The organism is Agromyces atrinae (assembly GCF_013407835.1).
GTDB classification, from domain to species: Bacteria; Actinomycetota; Actinomycetes; order Actinomycetales; family Microbacteriaceae; genus Agromyces; species Agromyces atrinae.
On the sequence record NZ_JACCBI010000001.1, the window covers coordinates 760,181 to 781,406 of the forward strand.

20 protein-coding genes are annotated in these 21,226 nt (G+C 67.9%); 9 read left to right on the top strand and 11 right to left on the bottom strand.

The window, feature by feature from the left end; genetic code table 11:
• Nucleotides 1-59 precede the first annotated feature (59 nt).
• Complete coding sequence (locus BJ972_RS03720; RefSeq protein WP_129174316.1) at nt 60-869, bottom strand: methyltransferase domain-containing protein; 810 nt, start codon at nt 867-869, stop codon at nt 60-62.
• Nucleotides 870-925: 56 nt separating this feature from the next.
• Between BJ972_RS03720 and BJ972_RS03725 the strand changes: the two genes are divergently transcribed.
• A complete protein-coding gene (locus BJ972_RS03725; protein ID WP_129174318.1) occupies nt 926-2,971 on the top strand; it encodes a M3 family metallopeptidase in 2,046 nt (681 codons plus the stop codon).
• Between the two features lie 70 nt (nt 2,972-3,041).
• On the opposite strand, the gene BJ972_RS03730 is transcribed toward BJ972_RS03725, so the two are convergent.
• The 5 genes from BJ972_RS03730 to sufB are packed head-to-tail and all read right to left on the bottom strand — an operon-like array spanning nt 3,042 to nt 7,117.
• Nucleotides 3,042-3,371, bottom strand: coding sequence for a metal-sulfur cluster assembly factor (locus BJ972_RS03730; protein ID WP_129174320.1), 330 nt, complete (start codon nt 3,369-3,371; stop codon nt 3,042-3,044).
• A 4-nt stretch (nt 3,372-3,375) separates the two neighbouring features.
• Nucleotides 3,376-4,140, bottom strand: coding sequence for a Fe-S cluster assembly ATPase SufC (gene sufC / locus BJ972_RS03735; RefSeq protein ID WP_129174322.1), 765 nt, complete (start codon nt 4,138-4,140; stop codon nt 3,376-3,378).
• Nucleotides 4,141-4,182: 42 nt separating this feature from the next.
• On the bottom strand, nt 4,183-4,512 hold the full coding sequence (locus tag BJ972_RS03740; RefSeq protein ID WP_129174324.1) for a non-heme iron oxygenase ferredoxin subunit: 330 nt from the start codon (nt 4,510-4,512) through the stop codon (nt 4,183-4,185).
• A gap of 2 nt (nt 4,513-4,514) precedes the next feature.
• Nucleotides 4,515-5,696, bottom strand: a complete 1,182-nt coding sequence (gene sufD / locus BJ972_RS03745; RefSeq protein ID WP_129174326.1) for a Fe-S cluster assembly protein SufD — start codon at nt 5,694-5,696, stop codon at nt 4,515-4,517.
• Nucleotides 5,697-5,698: 2 nt separating this feature from the next.
• Complete coding sequence (gene sufB, locus BJ972_RS03750) at nt 5,699-7,117, bottom strand: Fe-S cluster assembly protein SufB (RefSeq protein ID WP_129174328.1); 1,419 nt, start codon at nt 7,115-7,117, stop codon at nt 5,699-5,701.
• A 257-nt stretch (nt 7,118-7,374) separates the two neighbouring features.
• On the opposite strand from sufB, the gene BJ972_RS03755 reads away from it, so the two are divergent.
• Nucleotides 7,375-8,316, top strand: a complete 942-nt coding sequence (locus BJ972_RS03755) for a COX15/CtaA family protein (protein WP_129174330.1) — start codon at nt 7,375-7,377, stop codon at nt 8,314-8,316.
• A gap of 9 nt (nt 8,317-8,325) precedes the next feature.
• Nucleotides 8,326-9,090 (top strand): hypothetical protein, encoded by a 765-nt coding sequence (locus tag BJ972_RS03760; protein WP_129174332.1) that lies wholly within the window; start codon nt 8,326-8,328, stop codon nt 9,088-9,090.
• 4 nt (nt 9,091-9,094) lie between these two features.
• Here the strand turns inward: BJ972_RS03760 and BJ972_RS03765 are convergent, their stop codons facing one another.
• On the bottom strand, nt 9,095-10,015 hold the full coding sequence (locus BJ972_RS03765) for a heme o synthase (RefSeq protein ID WP_129174334.1): 921 nt from the start codon (nt 10,013-10,015) through the stop codon (nt 9,095-9,097).
• 301 nt (nt 10,016-10,316) lie between these two features.
• On the opposite strand from BJ972_RS03765, the gene tkt reads away from it, so the two are divergent.
• Genes tkt through pgl form a run of 6 tightly spaced genes read left to right on the top strand, consistent with a single transcriptional unit; the run spans nt 10,317 to nt 18,429 of the window.
• Nucleotides 10,317-12,410, top strand: coding sequence for a transketolase (gene tkt, locus BJ972_RS03770; protein ID WP_129174336.1), 2,094 nt, complete (start codon nt 10,317-10,319; stop codon nt 12,408-12,410).
• Nucleotides 12,411-12,434: 24 nt separating this feature from the next.
• Entirely contained in the window at nt 12,435-13,544 is a 1,110-nt protein-coding gene (gene tal, locus BJ972_RS03775) for a transaldolase (RefSeq protein ID WP_129174338.1), read from the top strand.
• The gene (locus tag BJ972_RS03780) at nt 13,541-15,145 is read left to right on the top strand and encodes a glucose-6-phosphate isomerase (RefSeq protein ID WP_129174340.1); all 1,605 of its coding nucleotides are present in this window, start codon (nt 13,541-13,543) and stop codon (nt 15,143-15,145) included. Before tal ends, BJ972_RS03780 begins: the two co-directional genes overlap by 4 nt.
• A 19-nt stretch (nt 15,146-15,164) precedes the next feature.
• Nucleotides 15,165-16,706: a glucose-6-phosphate dehydrogenase gene (gene zwf, locus BJ972_RS03785; protein WP_129174342.1), complete on the top strand. Its 1,542-nt coding sequence runs from the start codon at nt 15,165-15,167 to the stop codon at nt 16,704-16,706.
• The gene (locus tag BJ972_RS03790) at nt 16,703-17,659 is read left to right on the top strand and encodes a glucose-6-phosphate dehydrogenase assembly protein OpcA (RefSeq protein WP_129174344.1); all 957 of its coding nucleotides are present in this window, start codon (nt 16,703-16,705) and stop codon (nt 17,657-17,659) included. The genes zwf and BJ972_RS03790 overlap by 4 nt, the downstream gene beginning before the upstream one ends.
• Nucleotides 17,659-18,429: a 6-phosphogluconolactonase gene (pgl, locus tag BJ972_RS03795; protein ID WP_129174346.1), complete on the top strand. Its 771-nt coding sequence runs from the start codon at nt 17,659-17,661 to the stop codon at nt 18,427-18,429. The genes BJ972_RS03790 and pgl overlap by 1 nt, the downstream gene beginning before the upstream one ends.
• Nucleotides 18,430-18,517: 88 nt before the next feature.
• Here the strand turns inward: pgl and BJ972_RS03800 are convergent, their stop codons facing one another.
• The 4 genes from BJ972_RS03800 to BJ972_RS03815 all read right to left on the bottom strand — a co-directional run bounded on the left by BJ972_RS03800 (nt 18,518) and on the right by BJ972_RS03815 (nt 21,220).
• A complete protein-coding gene (locus BJ972_RS03800; protein WP_129174348.1) occupies nt 18,518-18,883 on the bottom strand; it encodes an RNA polymerase-binding protein RbpA in 366 nt (121 codons plus the stop codon).
• A gap of 13 nt (nt 18,884-18,896) precedes the next feature.
• A complete protein-coding gene (gene secG / locus BJ972_RS03805) occupies nt 18,897-19,148 on the bottom strand; it encodes a preprotein translocase subunit SecG (protein ID WP_129174350.1) in 252 nt (83 codons plus the stop codon).
• A gap of 75 nt (nt 19,149-19,223) precedes the next feature.
• Complete coding sequence (gene tpiA / locus BJ972_RS03810; protein ID WP_129174352.1) at nt 19,224-20,015, bottom strand: triose-phosphate isomerase; 792 nt, start codon at nt 20,013-20,015, stop codon at nt 19,224-19,226.
• Entirely contained in the window at nt 20,006-21,220 is a 1,215-nt protein-coding gene (locus BJ972_RS03815; RefSeq protein WP_129174354.1) for a phosphoglycerate kinase, read from the bottom strand. The genes tpiA and BJ972_RS03815 overlap by 10 nt, the downstream gene beginning before the upstream one ends.
• Nucleotides 21,221-21,226: the final 6 nt, after the last annotated feature.

The window sequence follows — 21,226 nt, forward strand, 5'->3', positions numbered from 1 at the left end:
CTAGCAATGCAAAGATCTCTTTGCAATGCTTTGTTTGCAAATTTACCTTTGCACTTGTCTCATCGACGCGCGATGATCTCTCCATGCGGCATCCCGAGCCACCCCTCGTCGGCCGTCGCCCACGCACGCCAGCCCGCGGCGATGCGCTCGAGCGTCTCGAGGTCGGCGTGGCCCGACTCGATCGCGTGCGTCGCGAACGTCGACTCGGTCGCGCGCTCGGCCCACGCCGAACCCCACCAGTCGCGCTCGGCGGGCGTCGCGAAGACCCACAGCGACCCCGTCGAGCGGATGTCGGAGAAGCCCGCCTCATGGGCCCACGACGTCAACCGTCGCCCGGCATCCGGCTCTCCCCCGCCCCAGCGGTGCACCTCGCGATAGACCGACAGCCACTCGGTCAGCGCCGCCGTCGCGGGATCGATCATGACACCGCCGTAGTCGACCTCGCGGACGGCGAGGATGCCGCCCGGCTTCAGTACCCGGCGCATCTCCCTCAGCACGTCGACCGGCCTGGCGACGTGCTGGAGCACCTGGTGCGCGTGCACGATGTCGACGCTCTCGTCGTCCAGCTCGAGAGCGTACGCGTCGCCGACAGCGAACTCGACGTTCGTCACTCCCTCCGACTCGGCGAGCCCGCGTGCGCGCTCCACGACGTCCTGCGACGCATCGATGCCGACGACCCGACCCGGTGAGACCCGGCGGGCGATGTCGATCGTGATCGTGCCCGGGCCCGACCCGACATCGAGCACCGCGAGCCCGGGCGCGAGGTGCGGGGCGAGATAGGCAGCCGAGTTCTCGACGGTGCGCCACGCGTGGGTGCGGAGGACGCTCTCGTGGTGGCCGTGGACGTAATCATCGCGCTGATCGTTCATCCATCGAGCCTATGACGCACGAGGAGCGCACAGGGGCACGCAACTAGGGTGGAGTGATGAGCGAAGCGAACCCCTTCTTCTCCCCCAGCACACTGCCGTACCAGTTGCCCGACTTCGCTCGGATCACCGACGCCGACTACGCCCCGGCCATCGAACGCGGCATCATCGAGCATCGCGCCGAGATCCAGTCGATCATCGACGACCCGGCCGAGCCGACCTTCGAGAACACGTTCCTCCCATTGGAGGAGAGCGGCCAACTCCTCACTCGCGTGCTCGAGGTCTTCTACAACAAGAGCTCCTCCGACAGCACGGAGGTGACGAACGCCCTCGAAGAGCGCTTCGCGCCGATCCTCGCCGCGCACTCCGACTCGATCCGACTCGACTCCCGCCTCTACGCGAAGATCGATGCGATCCACGCCGGCCTCGGAGAATCGGGGCTCGACGCCGAATCGCGGTACCTCGTCGAGAGGTACCACACCGAGTTCACCCTCGCCGGAGCGGCACTGGACGACGACGCGAAGGAGGTGCTGCGCGACTACAACCAGCGGCTCTCGTCGCTCACGACGCGTTTCGAGAAGAACCTGTTGGCCGACACCAACGAACTCGCGGTGCACGTGCTCGACGCCGCGGAACTCGAGGGGCTGAGCTCGGGCGAGCTGTCCGCCGCCGCCGGAGCGGCCACCGAGCGCGGTCTCGACGGATACCTCGTGAGCCTCGTCCTCTTCACGGGTCACCCCTATCTCGCGAGCCTCCGTCGGCCCGAGACGCGTGACCGGCTGCTCGCGGCATCCCGCGCACGCGGCATCCACGGAGGCGAGCACGACAATCGCGAACTCGTTCTCGAGATCGTGCGCCTGCGCGCCGATCGTGCGCGCCTGCTCGGCTTCGAGAGCCACGCGGCCTTCGTCACGGCCGACGAGACGGCGAAGACTCCCGAGGCCGTCGCCGACATGCTCGATCGGCTGGCTCCCGCTGCCGCGCGGAACGCACGCGCCGAGCAGGACGTCCTCCAAGCCGTCGTCGATCGCGATCCCACCGCCCGTCGCCTCGAAGCCGCTGACTGGGCCTACTACACCGAGATCGTGCGCTCCGAGAAGTACGACGTCGACACGAGTGCCCTGCGGCCGTACTTCGAGCTCGAACGGGTTCTCGTCGACGGCGTGTTCCATGCAGCGACGGCGCTCTACGGCATCGAGTTCACCGAGCGACCCGACCTCGTCGCCTACCACCCCGATGCCCGTGTCTTCGAGGTGCACGATGCCGACGGCTCCCCCGTCGGCCTGTTCGTCGGCGACTTCTACACGCGCGATTCGAAGCGGGGCGGCGCGTGGATGAACTCGCTCGTCTCGCAGTCCGACCTGCTCGGCACTCTGCCCGTCGTCGTCAACAACCTCAACATCCCGCGGCCCGCCGCGGGCGAGGCGACGCTCCTGACGTACGACGAGACCAACACGCTCTTCCACGAGTTCGGCCACGCGCTGCACGGGCTCTTCGCCCGCGTGCGCTACCCGAAGTTCTCGGGCACGAGCGTCTACCGCGACTTCGTCGAGTTCCCGAGCCAGGTGAACGAGATGTGGATGCTGTGGCCGGAGGTGCTCGCGAACTACGCCGTCCACCACGAGACCGGCGAACGGATGCCGCAGGCGATCGTCGACCGGCTGCGGGCGTCGGAGCAGTTCAACGAGGGGCACCAGACGAGCGAGTACCTCGCCGCCGCCCTGCTCGACCAGGCATGGCACCGTCTCAGCCCCGAGGAGGCTGCTGCCGTGACCGATGTCGCCGCTTTCGAGGCGAACGCACTCGCGGCGGCCGGTCTCGACAACCCGGTCGTCCCGACCCGGTACTCGAGCACGTACTTCGCGCACACCTTCGCCGGCGGGTACGACGCCGGCTACTACTCGTACATCTGGAGCGAGGTGCTCGACGCCGACACCGTCGAGTGGTTCCGCGCGAACGGCGGCCTCACCCGCGAGAACGGCGACCGATTCCGGCGCTTCGTGCTCGGCGTCGGCGGCAGCCGCGACCCGCTCGACGCGTTCCGCGACTTCCGCGGCCGCGATGCCGTCATCGAGCCGCTCCTCGAGCGCCGCGGTCTCGCCTGACCTGAGCAGCCCGAACGACGAAGGCCGGCGCCGCTTCCGCGGTGCCGGCCTTCGTCATTCGACGTTCCGCTCAGATGGCGAAGCCCAGGGCTCGCATCATGTCGCGACCGTCGTCGGTGATCCGTTCGGGGCCCCACGGCGGCATCCACACCCAGTTGATGCGGAAGGCGTCGACGACACCGTCGAGCGCCTGCGCGGTCTGCTCTTCGAGCACATCGGTCAGCGGGCACCCTGCGCTCGTCAACGTCATGTGGATGATGAGAGCGTTGTTCTCGTCATCCCAACCGAGGTCGTAGATGAGACCGAGGTCGACGACGTTGATGCCGAGTTCCGGGTCCATGACGTCTTTGAGCGACTCTTCGACCTGGTCGAAGAGCTCCGGGCTGAGCGTGGCAACCATGCGTTCAGCTTACGGGCGCGTCGGCGAGATAGCGATCGTATCCCTCGTCTTCCAAGCGATCGGCCAGCTCGGAGCCGCCCTGCTCGGCGATGCGGCCGGCGACGAAGACGTGCACGAAGTCGGGCTTGATGTAGCGGAGGATGCGCGTGTAGTGCGTGATGAGCAGGATGCCGAGACCGGTGTTGGCCTTCGCGCGGTTGACGCCCTCGGAGACGATCTTGAGCGCGTCGACGTCGAGGCCGGAGTCGGTCTCGTCGAGGACGGCGAACTTCGGCTTGAGCAGTTCGAGCTGCAGGATCTCGTTCCGCTTCTTCTCGCCGCCCGAGAAGCCCTCGTTGACGTTGCGCGCCGCGAAAGCCGGGTCCATGCGGAGCGCCTTCATCGACTCCGAGACTTCCTTCGACCAGCCGCGGATCGCGGGTGCTTCACCGTCGATGGCCGTCTTCGCCGTGCGGAGGAAGTTCGTGACGGTGACGCCCGGGATCTCGACGGGGTACTGCATCGCGAGGAAGAGACCGGCGCGTGCGCGCTCGTCGACGCTCATCTCGAGGACGTCTTCGCCGTCGAGGAGGATCTCGCCGCCGACGACCGTGTACTTGGGGTGGCCCGCGATCGTGTACGCGAGGGTCGACTTGCCCGAGCCGTTCGGGCCCATGATCGCGTGGATCTCTCCCTCGCGGATGACGAGGTCGACGCCGCGGAGGATCTCGCGGGTTCCCTGATCGGTCTCGACGTTGACGTGCAGGTTCTTGATCTCAAGAACGGACATGAATTCGTACTCTTTTCCTTCGCGGCGTGCTCGCCGGCGGTGTCAGTTGATGGTCAGGGTCGAGGCGGGGTCGATCCAGACCCCTCCGTCGATGATGTCGACGCGGTAGACGGGCACGGGCTCGTACGCAGGCAGCGTGAGCGGCTTGCCGGTCTTCAGCGAGAACTTCGAGCCGTGCGCCCAGCACTCGAGGGTGTCGTCCTCGACGAAACCCTCCGCGAGCGAGATGTCGCCGTGCGTGCAGGTGTCTCCGATGGCGAAGATGTCACCGGCGTCGTCTTTCACGACGGCGATGGCCACACCGTCGACATCGACCTTGATCGCCTGATTCGGCAGAAGGTCGTCGACGGCCAGAACGCGGACGGCGGCCACGGTCAGTTCACACCCGCGGTCAGCTCGGCCTCGAGCGCGAGCTGCAGTCGAGCCTCGAGGTCGGTGTTGCCGATCTGCTGGACGATCTCGCTGAGGAAGCCGCGCACGACGAGGCGTCGCGCTTCCTCCTCGGTGATCCCGCGAGCCTGCAGGTAGAAGAGCTGCTCGTCGTCGAAGCGGCCGGTCGCGCTCGCGTGACCGGCACCGGCGATGTCACCCGTCTCGATCTCGAGGTTCGGAACCGAGTCGGCGCGCGTGCCGTCCGTGAGGACGAGGTTGCGGTTCTGCTCGTAGCTGTCGGTGCCCGCGGCCTTCTGGCCGATGAGCACGTCGCCGATCCAGACGGTGCGAGCACCCGCACCCTGCAGGGCGCCCTTGTAGTTCACCCGGCTGCGCGTGTTCGGCGCATCGTGGTTGACGTAGACCTGCTGCTCGAGGTGCTGACCGGCGTCGGCGAAGTACAGACCGAACGCTTCGATGTCGGCGCCCGGCTCAGCGAGGTGCGTCGACGGGTTGAGACGCACGACGCGGCCGCCGAGCGTGACGACGATGTGCTTGAGGCGTGCATCGCGGCCGACGCGAGCGAAGTGGGAGGCGAGGTGCACGGCGTCGTCGTCCCATTCCTGCACCGAAACGACCGTGACGTTCGCGCCTTCGCCGACGAGGATCTCGACGTTCTCCGAGAGCCGGGCGGGGCCCGAGCTCTCGATGACGAGGAGCGCCTGGCTGAACGGGGCGATCTCGACGACGGTGTGCGCGGCACGCGGCGCGGCTCCGAGACCCGAGCGGCGGATGAACGCCGTCTTCGCCTCTTCGCCGGAGACGCTCACGAGGAGGGCCTCGCCGGCGCTCGACCACGCGTTGGCCGACCCACGCTCTTCGGGGAGTCCGGCGGAGCCCACGCGAGCGTCGGTGAGCGGGATCCACGAGGTGGTCACTCCCGCGACATCCGTCGACTCGATCGGCAGACGCGAGCCGTCGAGCTCGCCGCTCGTGAGGTCGGCGAACACACCGACGGGCGAGAGCTTCCACTCGAGCTCGCGCCCCGTGACGGCGGCGAAGTCCTCGACGTTCGTCGACTTAAACCGCTCGGAACGCGTCTGGACGGGAACGAGGGTGTCGCTGTGCGCCCGGATGCCGTGCTGGCCTGCGGGCAGGGCTGTGCTCTGTTCGATGACCGTCATTCCTAGCCGACGCTGCCTTCCATGCCCATCTCGATGAGCTTGTTGAGTTCCATTGCGTACTCCATCGGGAGCTCGCGCGCGATCGGTTCGATGAAGCCGCGCACGATCATCGCCATCGCTTCGTCTTCGGGCATACCGCGGCTCATGAGGTAGAACAGCTGCTCCTCCGAGACGCGCGAGACGGTCGCCTCGTGCCCGAGCTGCACGTCGTCGACACGGATGTCGATCGCGGGGTACGTGTCCGAACGCGAGATCGTGTCGACGAGGAGCGCGTCGCAGCGCACCGTGTTCGCCGAGTGGTGGGCGTTCGCGTCGATGCGCACCTCGCCGCGATAACCGGCTCGGCCACCGCCGCGCGCGATCGACTTCGAGACGATCGACGACTGCGTGAGCGGCGCCATGTGGATCATCTTCGCGCCGGCGTCCTGGTGCTGGCCGGGGCCGGCGAACGCGACGGAGAGGGTCTCACCCTTGGCGTGCTCGCCCATGAGGAAGATCGACGGGTACTTCATCGTCACCTTGGAGCCGATGTTGCCGTCGATCCACTCCATGGTGGCGCCCTCGGCGGCAGTCGCACGCTTCGTGACGAGGTTGTAGACGTTGTTCGACCAGTTCTGGATCGTCGTGTAGCGAACGCGCGCGTTCTTCTTCACGATGATCTCGACGACGGCCGAGTGCAGCGAGTCGCTCTTGTAGATCGGAGCCGTGCAGCCCTCGATGTAGTGAACGTAGCTGCCCTCGTCGGCGATGATGAGCGTGCGCTCGAACTGGCCCATGTTCTCCGTGTTGATGCGGAAGTAGGCCTGCAGCGGGATCTCGACGTGGACGCCGGGGGGAACGTAGACGAACGAGCCGCCCGACCACACCGCCGTGTTGAGCGCAGAGAACTTGTTGTCGCCCGAGGGGATGACGGTGCCGAAGTACTCCTCGAAGAACTCGGGGTGCTCCTTGAGCGCCGTGTCGGTGTCCATGAAGATGACACCCTGGCGCTCGAGCTCTTCGTTGATCTGGTGGTAAACGACCTCGGACTCGTACTGAGCGGCGACACCGGCGACGAGACGCTGACGCTCGGCCTCGGGGATGCCGAGCTTCTCGTAGGTGTTCTTGATGTCGTCGGGAAGGTCTTCCCACGTCTGGGCCTGGCGTTCCGTCGAACGCACGAAGTACTTGATGTTCTCGAAGTCGATCTCCGAGAGGTCAGCGCCCCACGACGGCATGGGCTTCTGCTCGAAGAGCTGAAGCGCGCGCTGGCGACGTTTCAGCATCCACTCGGGCTCGCCCTTCAGCGCCGAGATGTCGGCGACGACCTCGGGCGAGATGCCGCGGCGTGCCGAGGCACCTGCGGCATCGGAGTCGGCCCAGCCGAACTCGTAGACACCGAGTCCTTCGAGTTCCGGTCGATCGATCAAGACATCCGACATGTAGCTCCCTCTTCTCCTTCCCGACAACCGGATATCAGTCCGGCTCATTCCCGGGGCGCCCGCCGAGGTGCGGGCGAACGGGGGACGATGTGCGGGTGGCGTCAGTGCGAATCTAAGATGGTCGAGAACCCCGGCCACCAGTTACCAGTGTCCGCGTGCGAGTTCGCACCGGTTCATCAACCTTCATAGTCTACAGGGTCGCCGCGTTTCGGGCACCGATCGCCCGGGCTCACACCCTCGTCACAGGATCGAGTTCCGTGAACCGCTTCATCGCCTGGCTCCCCGACCGGATCGACCGTCGGATCCGCATCTTCGCCTGGCTGTCGTTCGTCTGCGAGACGATCATCATCGCCACGGGCGGAGCCGTCCGGCTCACGGGCTCGGGTCTCGGCTGCCCGACGTGGCCGACGTGCACTCCCGAGTCGCTCATCCCGACGCCCGAGATGGGCATCCACGGCATCATCGAGTTCGCGAACCGCACGATGACGGGCGTCGTCGGCATCATCGCCGTCATCGTGCTCGTCCTCTGCTGGAACCTCCGCACCGAGCGTCGCGATCTCTTCCTCCTCGCCCAGATCGTCGTGCTCGGCGTCATCGCTCAGGCGCTCGTCGGCGGCGTGACCGTGCTCACGGGCCTCAACCCGTTCATCGTCGGCTTCCACTACATCGCCTCGCTCTCGCTCGTCTGCGTCACGACGGCGTTCATCGTGCGCATGGGAGCCGCTCCGGGCCCGCGCGCGCTCGTCGTCCCCCGATGGTTCTCGGGGCTCGTCCACGCGACGAGCGGCGTGCTCGCCCTCACGATCATCTTCGGCGTCCTCACGACGGCCTCCGGTCCGCACTCGGGCGACAAGGCCGCCGGCCGCACGGGCTTCGATTCGGAGCTCCTCGAGCACATCCACGCCTGGCCGGGGTACGCGCTCTTCGCCCTCACCGTCGTCCTGTTGATCGCGGCGCTCCGCGTGCGCTTCCGCGGCGCCCGGTGGATCGCGGTGCTCCTCGCCGTCGAGATCGTCCAGATCGTCGTGGGCCTCATCCAGGCGCGCAACGGCCTCCCCCCGCTCCTCGTCGGCATCCACATGGTGCTCGCGGCCCTCACCGCGGCTGCCATGACCGTCGTCATCCTGAAGCTGAAGTCGGCCGATGCCGTCGCACCGCACGCCGTCGATTCCCAGGAAGCTGACGCCGCGCTTCGCTAGTCTGCGCGCATGAGCGCACGACGAGGTCTCTCCCTGCTGCTTCCCCTGCTCGCCATCGCGGCTTTCAGCGCGTGCGCCACCGACACGGCAGCGAACCCGCAGGCCGAGTCCGTCGCCGATGAGACCCGCACGCTCCCCGATGCGTTCGACTGCCGCGGGACGAGCGTGTCGCGAGACGCTCTCGAGGCCGCGCGTCCGGCGAGCGACGCGGCTCCCGCGGCAGCGGCGGCCCTCGCCCAGGACCTGGCCATCGGGCCGGATCTGGCCGACTGGATCATTGCCGCCGAGACCCCCGACAGCATCACCGTGGTGCGGACCGCGAACGAGGGCGACCCCGTCGCACTCGAGGGCGACGACTGGTTCCTGATCACGGTGGCGCGAGCGGATCAGCACGCCATCCCCCTCGTCGACGACTGGGGACTCATGGAGTCGACATCGTGCGCGTTCGCCGTCCCCCTCGACGGACTCACCACGCCCGAACTCGGACTGGGAGACGTCGACCGCTCCTCGACGACGCTGCCTCTCCTCGCACTCGAGATGGACTGCAACTCAGGGCGGGACGCGGCCGGTCGCGTGAAGGTCGTCGAGGTCATCGAGACCGATACGATGGTGCAACTCGTCGTCGGCATCGAGCCGGCCAAGGATCAGAGTGCGACCTGCCCGAGCAACCCGTGGACGCCGTTCGAGGTCGAACTCGACGCCCCGCTCGGCGACCGGACGGTCGTCGACCTCGGCACGTGGCCGGCGGGCGAGCTCCAGCCCGTCGACGCCTAGTGCGTCAGAACGGCAGCAGCGGGTCGATGCCGACCGCGAGGAAGAGCAGCGACAGGTAGGCGATCGAGCCGTGGAAGACGCGCATCGGTGAGACGTTCTCGTGGCGGATCGCGAGGTTGTAGAGGCGGTGCGACTCGTAGATGAACCAGCCGCCCGAGACGAGCGCGACGGCCGAGTACACGATGCCCATGTCGGCGACGGGGATGAGCAGCAACGAGCAGGCGACGGTCGCCCACGCGTAGAGGATGACCTGGAGGCCGACCTGCGCACGGCCGCGGATGACGGCGAGCATCGGCACACCGGCCGCGCGGTAGTCGTCGCGGTACTTCATCGAGAGGGGCCAGTAGTGCGGCGGCGTCCACAGGAAGATGATGAGGAAGAGGATGACGGGCGCCCAGGTCAGGCTGCCGGTGGCCGCGGCCCAGCCGATGAGAACGGGCATGCAGCCGGCGACGCCGCCCCAGACGATGTTCTGAGCCGTACGGCGCTTCAGGATGAGGCTGTAGAAGACGACGTAGAGCAGGATCGCGACGAGCGAGAGGGCCGCGGCGAACCAGTTGGTGAAGACGCCGAGCCAGACGATCGACGCGACGCCGAGGGCATAGGCGAACACGAGCGCCTCTCGGTCGCTCAACTCCCCCGTCACGAGGGGGCGCTTCTTCGTGCGGTTCATGACGCGATCGATGTCGCGATCGATGTAGCAGTTGAAGGCGCCGGCGGAGCCCGCGCTCATGGCACCGCCGATGAGCGTCGCGACGAGGAGCCAGAGGTTCGGCAGCCCGCCGACGGCGAGGATCATCGTCGGAGCGGTCACGACGAGCAGGAGTTCGATGACGCGCGGCTTGGTGAGAGCGATGTACGCCGTCACCTTGCGCTTCAGGGTCGGTCGAGGACGCGTCCCTCTCGATTCAACGGCTGCGACCATCGTTCCTCTTCACGGCTTGCGGGCGCGCGCGTAGACATGCGGCCCGCCCACAGTTTAGAGCATGGGCACCGTGAGTCCTCCCGCCTCACAATTCGGTTTCGCTGACTGTGAACGTCACGCAACGGTGTCGGCATACGGGGTTCTCTATACTGAAGAAGCTCGCCGGTCAGTGTTGCCGCGCGCGGGCCGCGCAGACGTCAAAAGCCTGGAGTGCAGCTCGCTCGGGTGACGTCGGCGCACGTCATCCAGCGAGTCCGGGGGTCCCCCGCTTACTCGCCCCGATTGGAAGGGTACGTAGCACGTGGCTGCATTGAACTGGGATGCTATCGACGAGAAGGCAGTAGACACGGCGAGGATTCTCGCCGCCGATGCCGTGGAGAAGGTCGGTAACGGACATCCGGGTACGGCGATGAGCCTTGCTCCCGCCGCATACCTCCTCTTCCAGAAGGTCATGCGTCGCGACCCCTCCGACCAGGACTGGCTCGGACGCGACCGCTTCGTGCTCTCGGTGGGCCACTCGTCGCTCACGCAGTACGTCCAGCTCTACCTGGGCGGCTACGGACTCGAGCTCGACGACCTCAAGGCTCTCCGCACGTGGGGCTCGAAGACCCCGGGTCACCCCGAGTACGGACACACCGACGGTGTCGAGATCACGACCGGACCCCTCGGCCAGGGCCTCGCGTCCGCCGTCGGCTTCGCCTACGCCCAGCGCTTCGAACGGGGCCTGTTCGACCCCGAGGCCGCCGCGGGCACCTCGCCGTTCGACCACTTCGTCTACGTCATCGCCGGCGACGGCGACCTGCAGGAAGGCGTCACGAGCGAGGCGTCCTCGCTCGCCGGCCACCAGCAGCTCGGCAACCTCATCGCGATCTACGACTCCAACCAGATCTCGATCGAGGACGACACCAACATCGCCTTCACGGAAGACGTCCAGAAGCGCTACGAGTCGTACGGCTGGCAGGTCCAGGTCGTCGACTGGAAGAAGACGGGCGAGTACGTCGAAGACGTGCAGGAGCTCTTCGACGCCATCGAGGCCGCCAAGGGCGAGGCGTCGAAGCCGTCGCTCATCATCCTCAAGACGATCATCGGCTGGCCCGCCCCGAAGAAGCAGAATTCGGGCAAGATCCACGGCTCCGCCCTCGGCGCTGAGGAGCTCGCCGCGACGAAGGAGGTGCTCGGCTTCGATCCCGCCGAGACGTTCGTCGTCGCCGACGAGGTCATCGCCCACACGCGCGGCGCCGTCGAGCGCGGCGCAGCCGAGCGCGCCGAGTGGCAGAAGGGCTTCGACGCCTGGGCCGCCGCGAACCCCGAGCGCAAGCAGCTGCTCGACCGCCTCCTCGCGGGCGAGCTCCCCGTCGACCTCGAGTCGTCGCTCCCCGTCTTCGAAGCGGGCAAGGATGTCTCGACGCGCGCCGCATCGGGCAAGGTCATCAATGCCCTCGCCGGTGTGCTCCCCGAGCTCTGGGGCGGCTCCGCCGACCTCGCCGAGTCGAACCTCACGACGATCAACGGCGCCCCGTCGTTCATCCCCGAGCAGTGGTCGACGCACGAGTTCTCGGGCAACCCCTACGGCCGTGTGCTGCACTTCGGCATCCGCGAGCACGCGATGGCGGCGATCGTCAACGGCATCGTGCTGCACGGACCGACGCGCGCCTTCGGCGGCACGTTCCTGATCTTCTCCGACTACATGCGTCCGGCCGTTCGTCTCGCCGCGCTCATGAAGGTCCCCTCGATCTTCGTCTGGACCCACGACTCCGTCGCGCTCGGCGAAGACGGCCCGACGCACCAGCCGATCGAGCAGCTCGCGACGCTCCGTGCGATCCCGGGTCTCGACATCGTGCGTCCCGCCGACGCCAACGAGACGGCCCACGCGTGGCTCGAGATCCTCAAGCGCCAGGGCGGGCCCGCGGGCATCGCGCTCACGCGCCAGAACATCCCCGTGTTCGAGCGCGGCGAGGGCGAGGCGTCCGGCGACGTCTTCGCGGCGGCGTCGAACACGGCGAAGGGCGCCTACGTCCTCGCCGAGGCTCCGAACGGAACCCCCGACGTCATCATCATCGCGACGGGCTCCGAGGTTCAGATCGCTGTCGAGGCACGCGCCGTTCTCGCTGAGAAGGGCGTCAACGCCCGCGTCGTCTCGGCGCCGAGCCTCGAGTGGTTCGCCGAGCAGTCGGCCGAGTACCGCGAGAGCGTCCTGCCGGCATCCGTCACCGCGCGCGTCTCCGTCGAAGCCGGTCTCGCCCTCACGTGGGCCCCGTTCCTCGGAAGCCGCGGCCGCGCCGTCTCGATCGAGCACTTCGGTGCGAGCGCCGACTACAAGACCCTTTACCGCGAGTTCGGAATCACCACCGAAGCCGTCCTCGCAGCAGTCGAAGAAACCCTCGCGTCGGCCTGACGCGAACGAAGGAGAACAGACACCATGGCTACGTCCCCCCTCGCCGCGCTCTCAGAAGCCGGCGTCAGCATCTGGCTCGACGACCTCTCGCGTGAGCGCATCGCCACCGGCAACCTCGCCGCACTCATCGCCGAGAAGAACGTCGTCGGCGTCACGACCAACCCGAGCATCTTCGCGAGCGCGCTCTCGAACGGTGAGGCCTACGCCGCCCAGGTGAAGACCCTCGCCGCGGCAGGAGCCGACGTCGACCACGCGGTCTTCGAGATCACGACGGATGACGTGCAGGACGCATCCGACCTCTTCCGCCCCATCTACGACGCGACCAACGGCTTCGACGGCCGTGTCTCGATCGAGGTCACGCCCGGCGTCGCGAACGACACCGCCGCGACTGTCGCCGAGGCGAAGGCGCTGTGGGCCAAGGTCGACCGTCCGAACGCGCTCATCAAGATCCCCGCGACGCTCGCCGGCCTCGACGCCATCACCGAGGTCATCGGTGCGGGCATCAGCGTCAACGTCACGCTCATCTTCTCGCTCAGCCGCTACCAGGCCGTCATCGAGGCGTACCTCGCCGGTCTCGAGAAGGCTCGTGCCGCGGGCATCGACCTCTCGACGATCCACTCGGTCGCCTCCTTCTTCGTGTCGCGCGTCGACACCGAGATCGACAAGCGGCTCGAGGCCATCGGCACCGACGAAGCGCTCGCGCTCAAGAGCAAGGCGGGCGTCGCGAACGCTCAGCTCGCGTACGAGCTCTTCGAGCAGCAGTTCGCCACCGAACGCGCAGCCGAGCTGCTCGCGGCCGGTGCGAACAAGCAGCGCCCGCTGTGGGCCTCGACGGGTGTCAAGGACCCGAACCTGCCCGACACGCTCTACGTGACCGGACTCGTGGCTCCCGGCGTCGTCAACACGATGCCCGAGAAGACCCTCGAGGCGACGTTCGACCACGGTGTCGTGACCGGCGACACCGTCACCGGCTCGTACGCCGAGGCGAAGGCCGTCCTCGACGAACTCGCCGCCGTCGGCGTCGACTACGACGACGTCACGCTCGTGCTCGAGAACGAAGGTGTCGAGAAGTTCGTCATCTCGTGGAACGAACTCCTCGAGACGGTCACCGCCGCACTCGAGGACGCTCGATGAGCGTCCGCCTGTCGGTGAGCGGTGCGGCGGCCGAGGCCGTCCGCACCGCGGTGCCCGCGCTGGTCGCCGACCGTGTGGCCTCCGGCATCACGGCACAGGACCCGGCCCTCTGGGGCCCCGCAGCCGAGGACGAAGCGTCGAAGCGTCTCGGCTGGACCGAGGCCGTCGCGATCTCGCGCCCCCTCGTGCCCGAGATCTACGCGCTCCGCGACGAGCTCCGCGCTGCCGGTGTCGACCACATCGTGCTCGGCGGCATGGGCGGTTCGTCCCTCGCTCCCGAGGTCATCACGCGCACCACCGGTGCTCACCTCACCGTGCTCGACTCGACCGACCCCGGGCAGGTGCTGTCCGCTCTCGGCGACCGCCTCACCACCACGGCCGTCGTCATCTCGTCGAAGTCCGGCTCGACCGTCGAGACCGACAGCCAGAAGCGCGTCTACGAGCGCGCCTTCACCGAGGCCGGTATCGAACCGACGTCGCGCATCGTCATCGTCACCGACCCGGGCTCGCCCCTCGACGAATCGGCTCGCGCCGCGGGCTACCGCGTCTTCAACGCCGACCCGAACGTCGGCGGACGCTACTCGGCGCTCACGGCCTTCGGTCTCGTGCCGTCCGGCCTCGCCGGCGTCGACATCAGCGAGATCCTCGACGAGGCCGAGACGATCGAGCTCTCGCTCGCCGTCGACACCGACGACAACCCGGGCCTCGTGCTCGGCGCCGCGATCGCGGCGACGTCTCCCCTCCGCAACAAGCTCGCCATCGTCTCCGACGGCACCCACATCGTGGGCTTCGCCGACTGGGCCGAGCAGCTCATCGCCGAGTCGACCGGTAAGGACGGCACCGGCCTCCTCCCCGTCGTCCTCGAGACGGACGCCCCCGAACTCGCACTCGGCCTGGCCGACGTGCAGGTCGTGCGCCTCGTCTCGGATGCGGGAGAGCACCTGTTCCGCCACGACGAGTCCGGCGAGATCCACGTATCGGGCACGCTCGGCGCACAGCTCCTCCTGTGGGAGTACGCGACGGCCGTCGCCGGACGACTGCTCGGCATCAACCCGTTCGATCAGCCCGACGTCGAGTCGGCGAAGATCGCGACGCGTGGACTGCTCGACGACCGTCCCGAGCCCGCGCCCGCGGCATTCGTGTCGCAGGGCATCGAGGTGCGCGGCACGCCCGACGTCATCGGCGCCTCGAGCGACCTCGTGTCGGCCATCGACGTGCTGCTCGACGAGCTGCCGGCCGACGGCTACCTGTCGGTCCAGGCCTACGTCGATCGCATCGCGCTCCCCCAGCTCGAAGGTCTGCGTGCGGCTCTCGCCGCCCGTGCAGAGCGCCCCGTCACCTTCGGGTGGGGACCGCGCTTCCTCCACTCGACCGGACAGTTCCACAAGGGCGGGCCGGCCGTCGGCGCATTCCTTCAGATCCTCACGGCCTCGAGCAGCGACCTCGACATCCCCGAACGCCCCTTCACGTTCGGAGAGCTCATCACGGCCCAGGCCAACGGCGACGCCCAGGTGCTCGCCGAGCACGGCCGCCCGGTGCTCAGCCTGACCCTCACCGACCCCGAGACCGGCGTCGGCGCTTTGTTCGACGCTCTCGCCTGAGACGCCCGAAAGGAATCGGATGACACCGGTCGAGATCTCGCAGGACAACAACCCCCTGCGGTCAGACAAGGATTACCGCCTCAACCGCATCGCCGGACCGTCGAGCCTCATCATCTTCGGAGTGACGGGTGACCTGTCGCGCAAGAAGCTGATGCCGGCCGTGTACGACCTGGCCAACCGCGGCCTCCTTCCCCCCGGCTTCGCGCTCGTCGGTTTCGCGCGACGCGACTGGGAGGACCAGGACTTCATGCAGGTCGTCCACGACTCCGTGAAGCAGTACGCACGTACCGAGTTCCGTGAGGATGTCTGGGCGCAACTCGCTCAGGGCATCCGCTTCGTGCCCGGCACGTTCGACGACGACGAGGCGTTCGACCGCCTTCGCGCGACCGTCGACGAGCTCGACCGCGACCGGGGAACGATGGGCAACCACGCGTTCTACCTCTCGATCCCGCCGAAGTCGTTCCCGATCGTCACCGAGCAGCTGCGCCGCTCGGGACTCGCCGAGCAGCGCGAGGGCCAGTGGCGTCGCGTCGTCATCGAGAAGCCGTTCGGTAGCGACCTGAAGACCGCGCGCGAGCTCAACGACGTCGTGGCGTCGGTCTTCCCGCCCGACTCGGTCTTCCGCATCGACCACTACCTCGGCAAGGAGACGGTCCAGAACATCCTGGCGCTCCGCTTCGCGAACCAGCTCTACGAGCCCATATGGAACGCGAACTACGTCGACCACGTGCAGATCACGATGGCCGAAGACATCGGAGTGGGCGGCCGCGCCGGCTACTACGACGGAATCGGCGCCGCACGCGACGTCATCCAGAACCACCTCCTCCAGCTCCTCGCCCTCACGGCGATGGAGGAGCCGATCTCGTTCGACGCGAGCGATCTGCGCGCCGAGAAGGAGAAGGTCCTCTCCGCCGTCCGTCTGCCCGAGAACCTCGCCGAGGGAACCGCTCGCGGCCAGTACGCCGGCGGCTGGCAGGGCGGCGAGAAGGTTCTCGGCTTCCTCGAGGAAGACGGCATGAACCCCGAGTCGACGACCGAGACGTATGCCGCGGTGAAGCTCACCATCGGCACGCGTCGCTGGGCCGGCGTCCCGTTCTACCTGCGCGCCGGAAAGCGCCTGGGTCGACGTGTCACCGAGATCGCCGTGGTGTTCAAGCGCGCACCTCAGCAGCTCTTCGCCGACAGCCAGACGTCCGAGCTCGGACAGAACGCTCTCGTCATCCGCGTGCAGCCCGATGAGGGCGTGACGATCCGTTTCGGGTCGAAGGTTCCCGGTGCCGGCATGCAGGTGCGCGACGTCACGATGGACTTCGGCTACGGCCACGCGTTCACCGAGGCGAGCCCCGAAGCCTACGAGCGCCTCATCCTCGACGTGCTCCTCGGCGACCCGCCGCTCTTCCCCCGCCAGGAGGAAGTGGAGCTCTCGTGGAAGATCCTCGACCCGATCGAGGAGTTCTGGACCACTCAGCCCCAGCCGGAGCAGTACAGCCCCGGCTCGTGGGGCCCGGCCTCGGCCGATGAGCTGCTCAGCCGCGATGGAAGAACTTGGAGACGCCCGTGATCGTCGATCTGCCCAATACCACGACGAGCCAGGTCTCGAAGGCCCTCGTCAAGCTCCGCGAAGAGGGCGGCGCGGTCGCCCTCGGGCGCGTCCTGACCCTCATCATCGTGACGTCGGCCGACGGCCTCGACGAAGAAGCGATCGAGGCGGCGAACGAAGCCTCGCGCGAGCACCCGATGCGCGTCATCGTCGTCGCACCGCGACCGAGTGAGAGCGGCAGCGGGCCCCGGCTCGACGCCGAGATCCGTGTCGGCGGCGACGCCGGCGCGAGCGAGGTCATCATCCTCAGGGCCTGGGGCGATGCGGCCGACAACGAGGAGAGCCTCGTCATGGGTCTCCTCCTTCCGGACGCACCCGTCGTCACCTGGTGGCCGGCGGCGGCTCCGAAGAACCCCGGCACGGACCCGCTCGGTCGAATCGCGCAGCGACGCATCACCGACGCCTCGGCCCAGCCGAACCCGCAGGCGGCGCTCGAGGTGCTCTCCGAGAACTACACGCCCGGCGATGCCGACTTCGCGTGGACTCGCCTCACCCTGTGGCGTGCGCAGCTCGCCGCGGTGCTCGACCAGCCGCCGTTCGAGTCGGTCACGGCCGTCTCGGTCACGGGTTCCGCCGACTCGCCGTCGACGACGCTCTTCGCCGCCTGGTTGAAGATGCAGCTCGGCGCCGAGACCACGTGCACGCTGACGGGCGAGCCCGCGGCCCACGGCATCCATGGCGTCGAACTCACGCGTGCCTCCGGGGACATCCAGCTCGTCCGCGACCAGCCGAGCGTCGCGACGCTCCGGCAGCCCGGTCAGCCGACGCACGAGTTGGCCCTCCCCCGCCGCAACCTTCGTGACTGCCTCGCGGACGAGCTCCGTCGTCTCGACCCCGATGAGCTGTACGGTGAAGTGATCACGGCTGGACTCGACCTCGTCGGCAAGCCGTCCCTCGTCACCGAAGGAGCCTGATGACCAACGATCGCCGCGTGATCGTGCACCCCGACAAGCCCGCTCTCGCGAGCTCCGTCGCTGCACGATTCCTCACCAAGGTCGTCGACCTCCTCGACGAGCGTCCGGTCGTGCACATCGTGCTCACCGGTGGTTCGATAGCCAACGCGGTGCTCGAGCAGGTCGCACAGTCCTCGGCGCGCGACACGATCGACTGGCAACGCATCCACCTCTGGTGGGGCGACGAACGCTGGGTTCCGCTCGGCGACGCCGAGCGCAACGAGGGGCAGGCCCACGCCGCGCTCATCGATGCGATCGACATCCCCGAGGCGAATGTGCACGCCATGCCGGCATCCGACGGCGGACTGACACTCGACGAGGCGGCCGAGGCGTACGCGCGCGAACTCGCGCTGCACGCTCCCGAGGGCGCCGACACCCCCGTGTTCGACATCACGTTCCTCGGTGTCGGTCCCGACGGTCACATCGCCTCGCTCTTCCCTCACCGCAGTGGAATCCAGGTGACCGACGCGACCGTCATCCCCGTGCGCAACTCGCCGAAACCGCCGCCCGAGCGACTCAGCCTCACGCGACCGGTGCTCAACGCATCGGACCGCATCTGGCTCGTGCTCGCCGGTGCCGACAAGGCCTCAGCGCTCGGCCTCGCCCTCGCGGGTGCGAGCCGTGACGAGGTTCCCGTCGCGGGCATCAAGGGACGCCGTCGCACGGTCTTCTTCGTCGACCGCGAGGCGGCCGCCGAAGTTCCCGAGCGCCTCATCAGCCCGGACTACTAGACCGATACAGCGCATCAACGCTGAAGGCCCGAGACCACATGGTCTCGGGCCTTCGCCGTTCGAGCCGGAGCTCGAGCTGATGTTCTTGTCAGTCCTTGGGCGCCTGACCGCGACGCTCGCGAAGCTGCTGGAGTGCGTCTTCGAGGAGCGAGACGCCCTCCTCTTCGGTGCGACGTTCTTTCACGTACGCGAGGTGCGTCTTGTACGGCTCGGCCTTCGCGAGCGAGGGCGGGTTCTCCTTGTCGCGACCGGCGGGAAGGCCGGACTGCGGCGAGTCGATCGTCTCGGGGATCTCTTCGTCGGGAAGGTTCGCCGCGAAGTAGCGGACCGTCTCGTTGCCGAGCGCGTCCCAGTAGCTGATCGCTACGCGGTCAGCGTGGAATCCACGATCCTGCTCGCCCATGGGGCCGGCGCCGACGCGCGAGCCACGGATTGCACTGTTACCTGAAGCCATGATCCGCTCCCGTTCAGACGGCGACGTCGAACTTGGTGATGATGCCGAGCACGATGATGCACGTCACCCACACGAGTCCGAGGATGACCGTGATGCGATTGAGGTTGCGCTCAGCGACGCCGGATGCACCGAGGTTGGACGTGACGCCTCCGCCGAACATGTCGGAGAGACCACCGCCGCGACCCTTGTGCAACAGGATGAGCAGAGTGAGCAGGAGGCTCGTGAGTCCGAGCAGCACCTGCAATACGACCTGGAGAATCTCCACCGGTTACCTTTCTCTGCGCACCACGAACGTCGGTGCGACCTCAATGAGTATAGCCGCGACGAACCCTTCGGTCCGTCAGACTCCCACGTGCTTCTGGAAACGGACGATGCTCGAGAACTCGTCGAGATCGAGGCTCGCGCCGCCGATGAGTGCGCCATCGACGTTCGGCTCACGCATGAAGCCGGCGATGTTGGCCGCCTTCACCGAACCGCCGTAGAGGATGCGCGTCGCGGCAGCCGCGTCGGCGCCGAGGATCTCGGCGATGACCGGGCGCAGAGCCGCGGCGACCTGCTCGGCCTGCTCGGGCGTCGCCGCCTGACCGGAACCGATTGCCCACACGGGCTCGTAGGCGACGACGATCTCCGAGCCTTCGGCGAGGCCGTCGAGGGCCGCGCGCAGCTGTGCCACGGGCACAGCGCTCGGGCCGTGCTTCTCGAGGTCTTCCGCCGTCTCGCCGACGCAGACGACCGGAACGAGTCCGTGACGGAGGGCCGCCTTCGTCTTCGCGGCGACGACCTCGTCGGTCTCACCGTGCAGCGTGCGGCGCTCGGAGTGACCGATGATGACGTACGTGCAGTCGAGCTGAGCGAGGAACGCACCCGAGATCTCGCCCGTGTAGGCACCCGAATCGTGGACGGACAGGTCCTGCGCGCCGAAGGCGATCGGGAGCTTGTCGGCCGAGACGAGCGTCTGCACGGAGCGCAGGTCGGTGTAAGGCGGGAAGACGGCGACCTCTGCCGAGTCGAAGTCGTGCTTCGCGTCGGCCAGGCTCCAGGCGAGCTTCTGCACGAAGGCGATCGCCTGCAGGTGGTCGAGGTTCATCTTCCAGTTTCCCGCGAGAAGCGGGGTGCGGCCGTTCACAGCCATCCGAGGACCTCCAGTCCGGGAAGTTTCTTGCCCTCGAGGAACTCGAGGCTGGCCCCACCTCCGGTGGAGATGTGGCCGAACTGCTCGTCGGTGAACCCGAGCGCACGAACGGCGGCGGCGGAGTCGCCACCACCCACGACGCTCAGCCCATCGACCTGCGTGAGTGCCTCGGCGACCGTGCGCGTACCCGCCGCGAACGGAGCGAGCTCGAACACGCCCATCGGGCCGTTCCAGAACACGGTCTTCGAACCACGGATGACCTCGGCGAAGCGCGCTGCGGTCTCCGGGCCGATGTCGAGGCCGAGCCCGGCGGAGCCGAACGGGGTCTCTTCGATCGAGTCGGCGGCCGTCACCACGTGGGCGGCGTCACCGCCGAACTTCTCGGCCACCACGACATCCGTCGGGAGGACGATGTCGACGCCCAGGCGCTCGGCCTCGGCGAGGTAACCCCGCACGGTCTCGATCTGGTCGGCCTCGAGCAGGCTCGACCCGACCTTGTGGCCGAGGGCCGCGAGGAAGGTGAAGAGCATGCCGCCGCCGATGAGGAGCGAGTCGACCCGCGGGAGGAGGTGACCGATGACACCGAGCTTGTCGGAGACCTTCGAGCCGCCGAGGACGACCGCGTAGGGGCGCTCGGGGGTCTCGGTCAGTCGGTCGAGCACCTCGAGCTCGGCGGCGATCAGCAGACCGGCCGCGCTCGGGCGGAGCTTCTCGAGCTCGAAGACGCTCGCCTGCTTGCGGTGGACGACACCGAAGCCGTCGGAGACGACGGCGTCGGCGAACTCGGCGAGCTGCGCGGCGAACGCCTCGCGCTCGGACGCGTCCTTGCTCGTCTCGGCCGCGTTGAAGCGCAGGTTCTCGAGGACGGCGACGTCACCGTCGGTGAGGGCGGAGACCACGCGTGCCGCGTCGTCGCCGACCGTGTCAGTCGCGAAGGCGACCTCGCGGCCGAGCAGCTCACCGAGACGGTGAGCTGCCGGCGCGAGGCTGTAGCGCTCGTCGGGGGTGCCGTCGGGGCGGCCGAGGTGAGAGATCACCACGACGCGGGCACCCTGCTCGACGAGCGCGGTGATGGTCGGTACGGAGGCCCGCACACGACCGTCGTCGGTGATCACGCCGTCCTTCAGAGGGACGTTCAGATCGCACCGGACGACGACGCGCTTGCCCGCGAGCGATCCGAGGGAGTCAATCGTGCGCAGAGCCATTCCGTT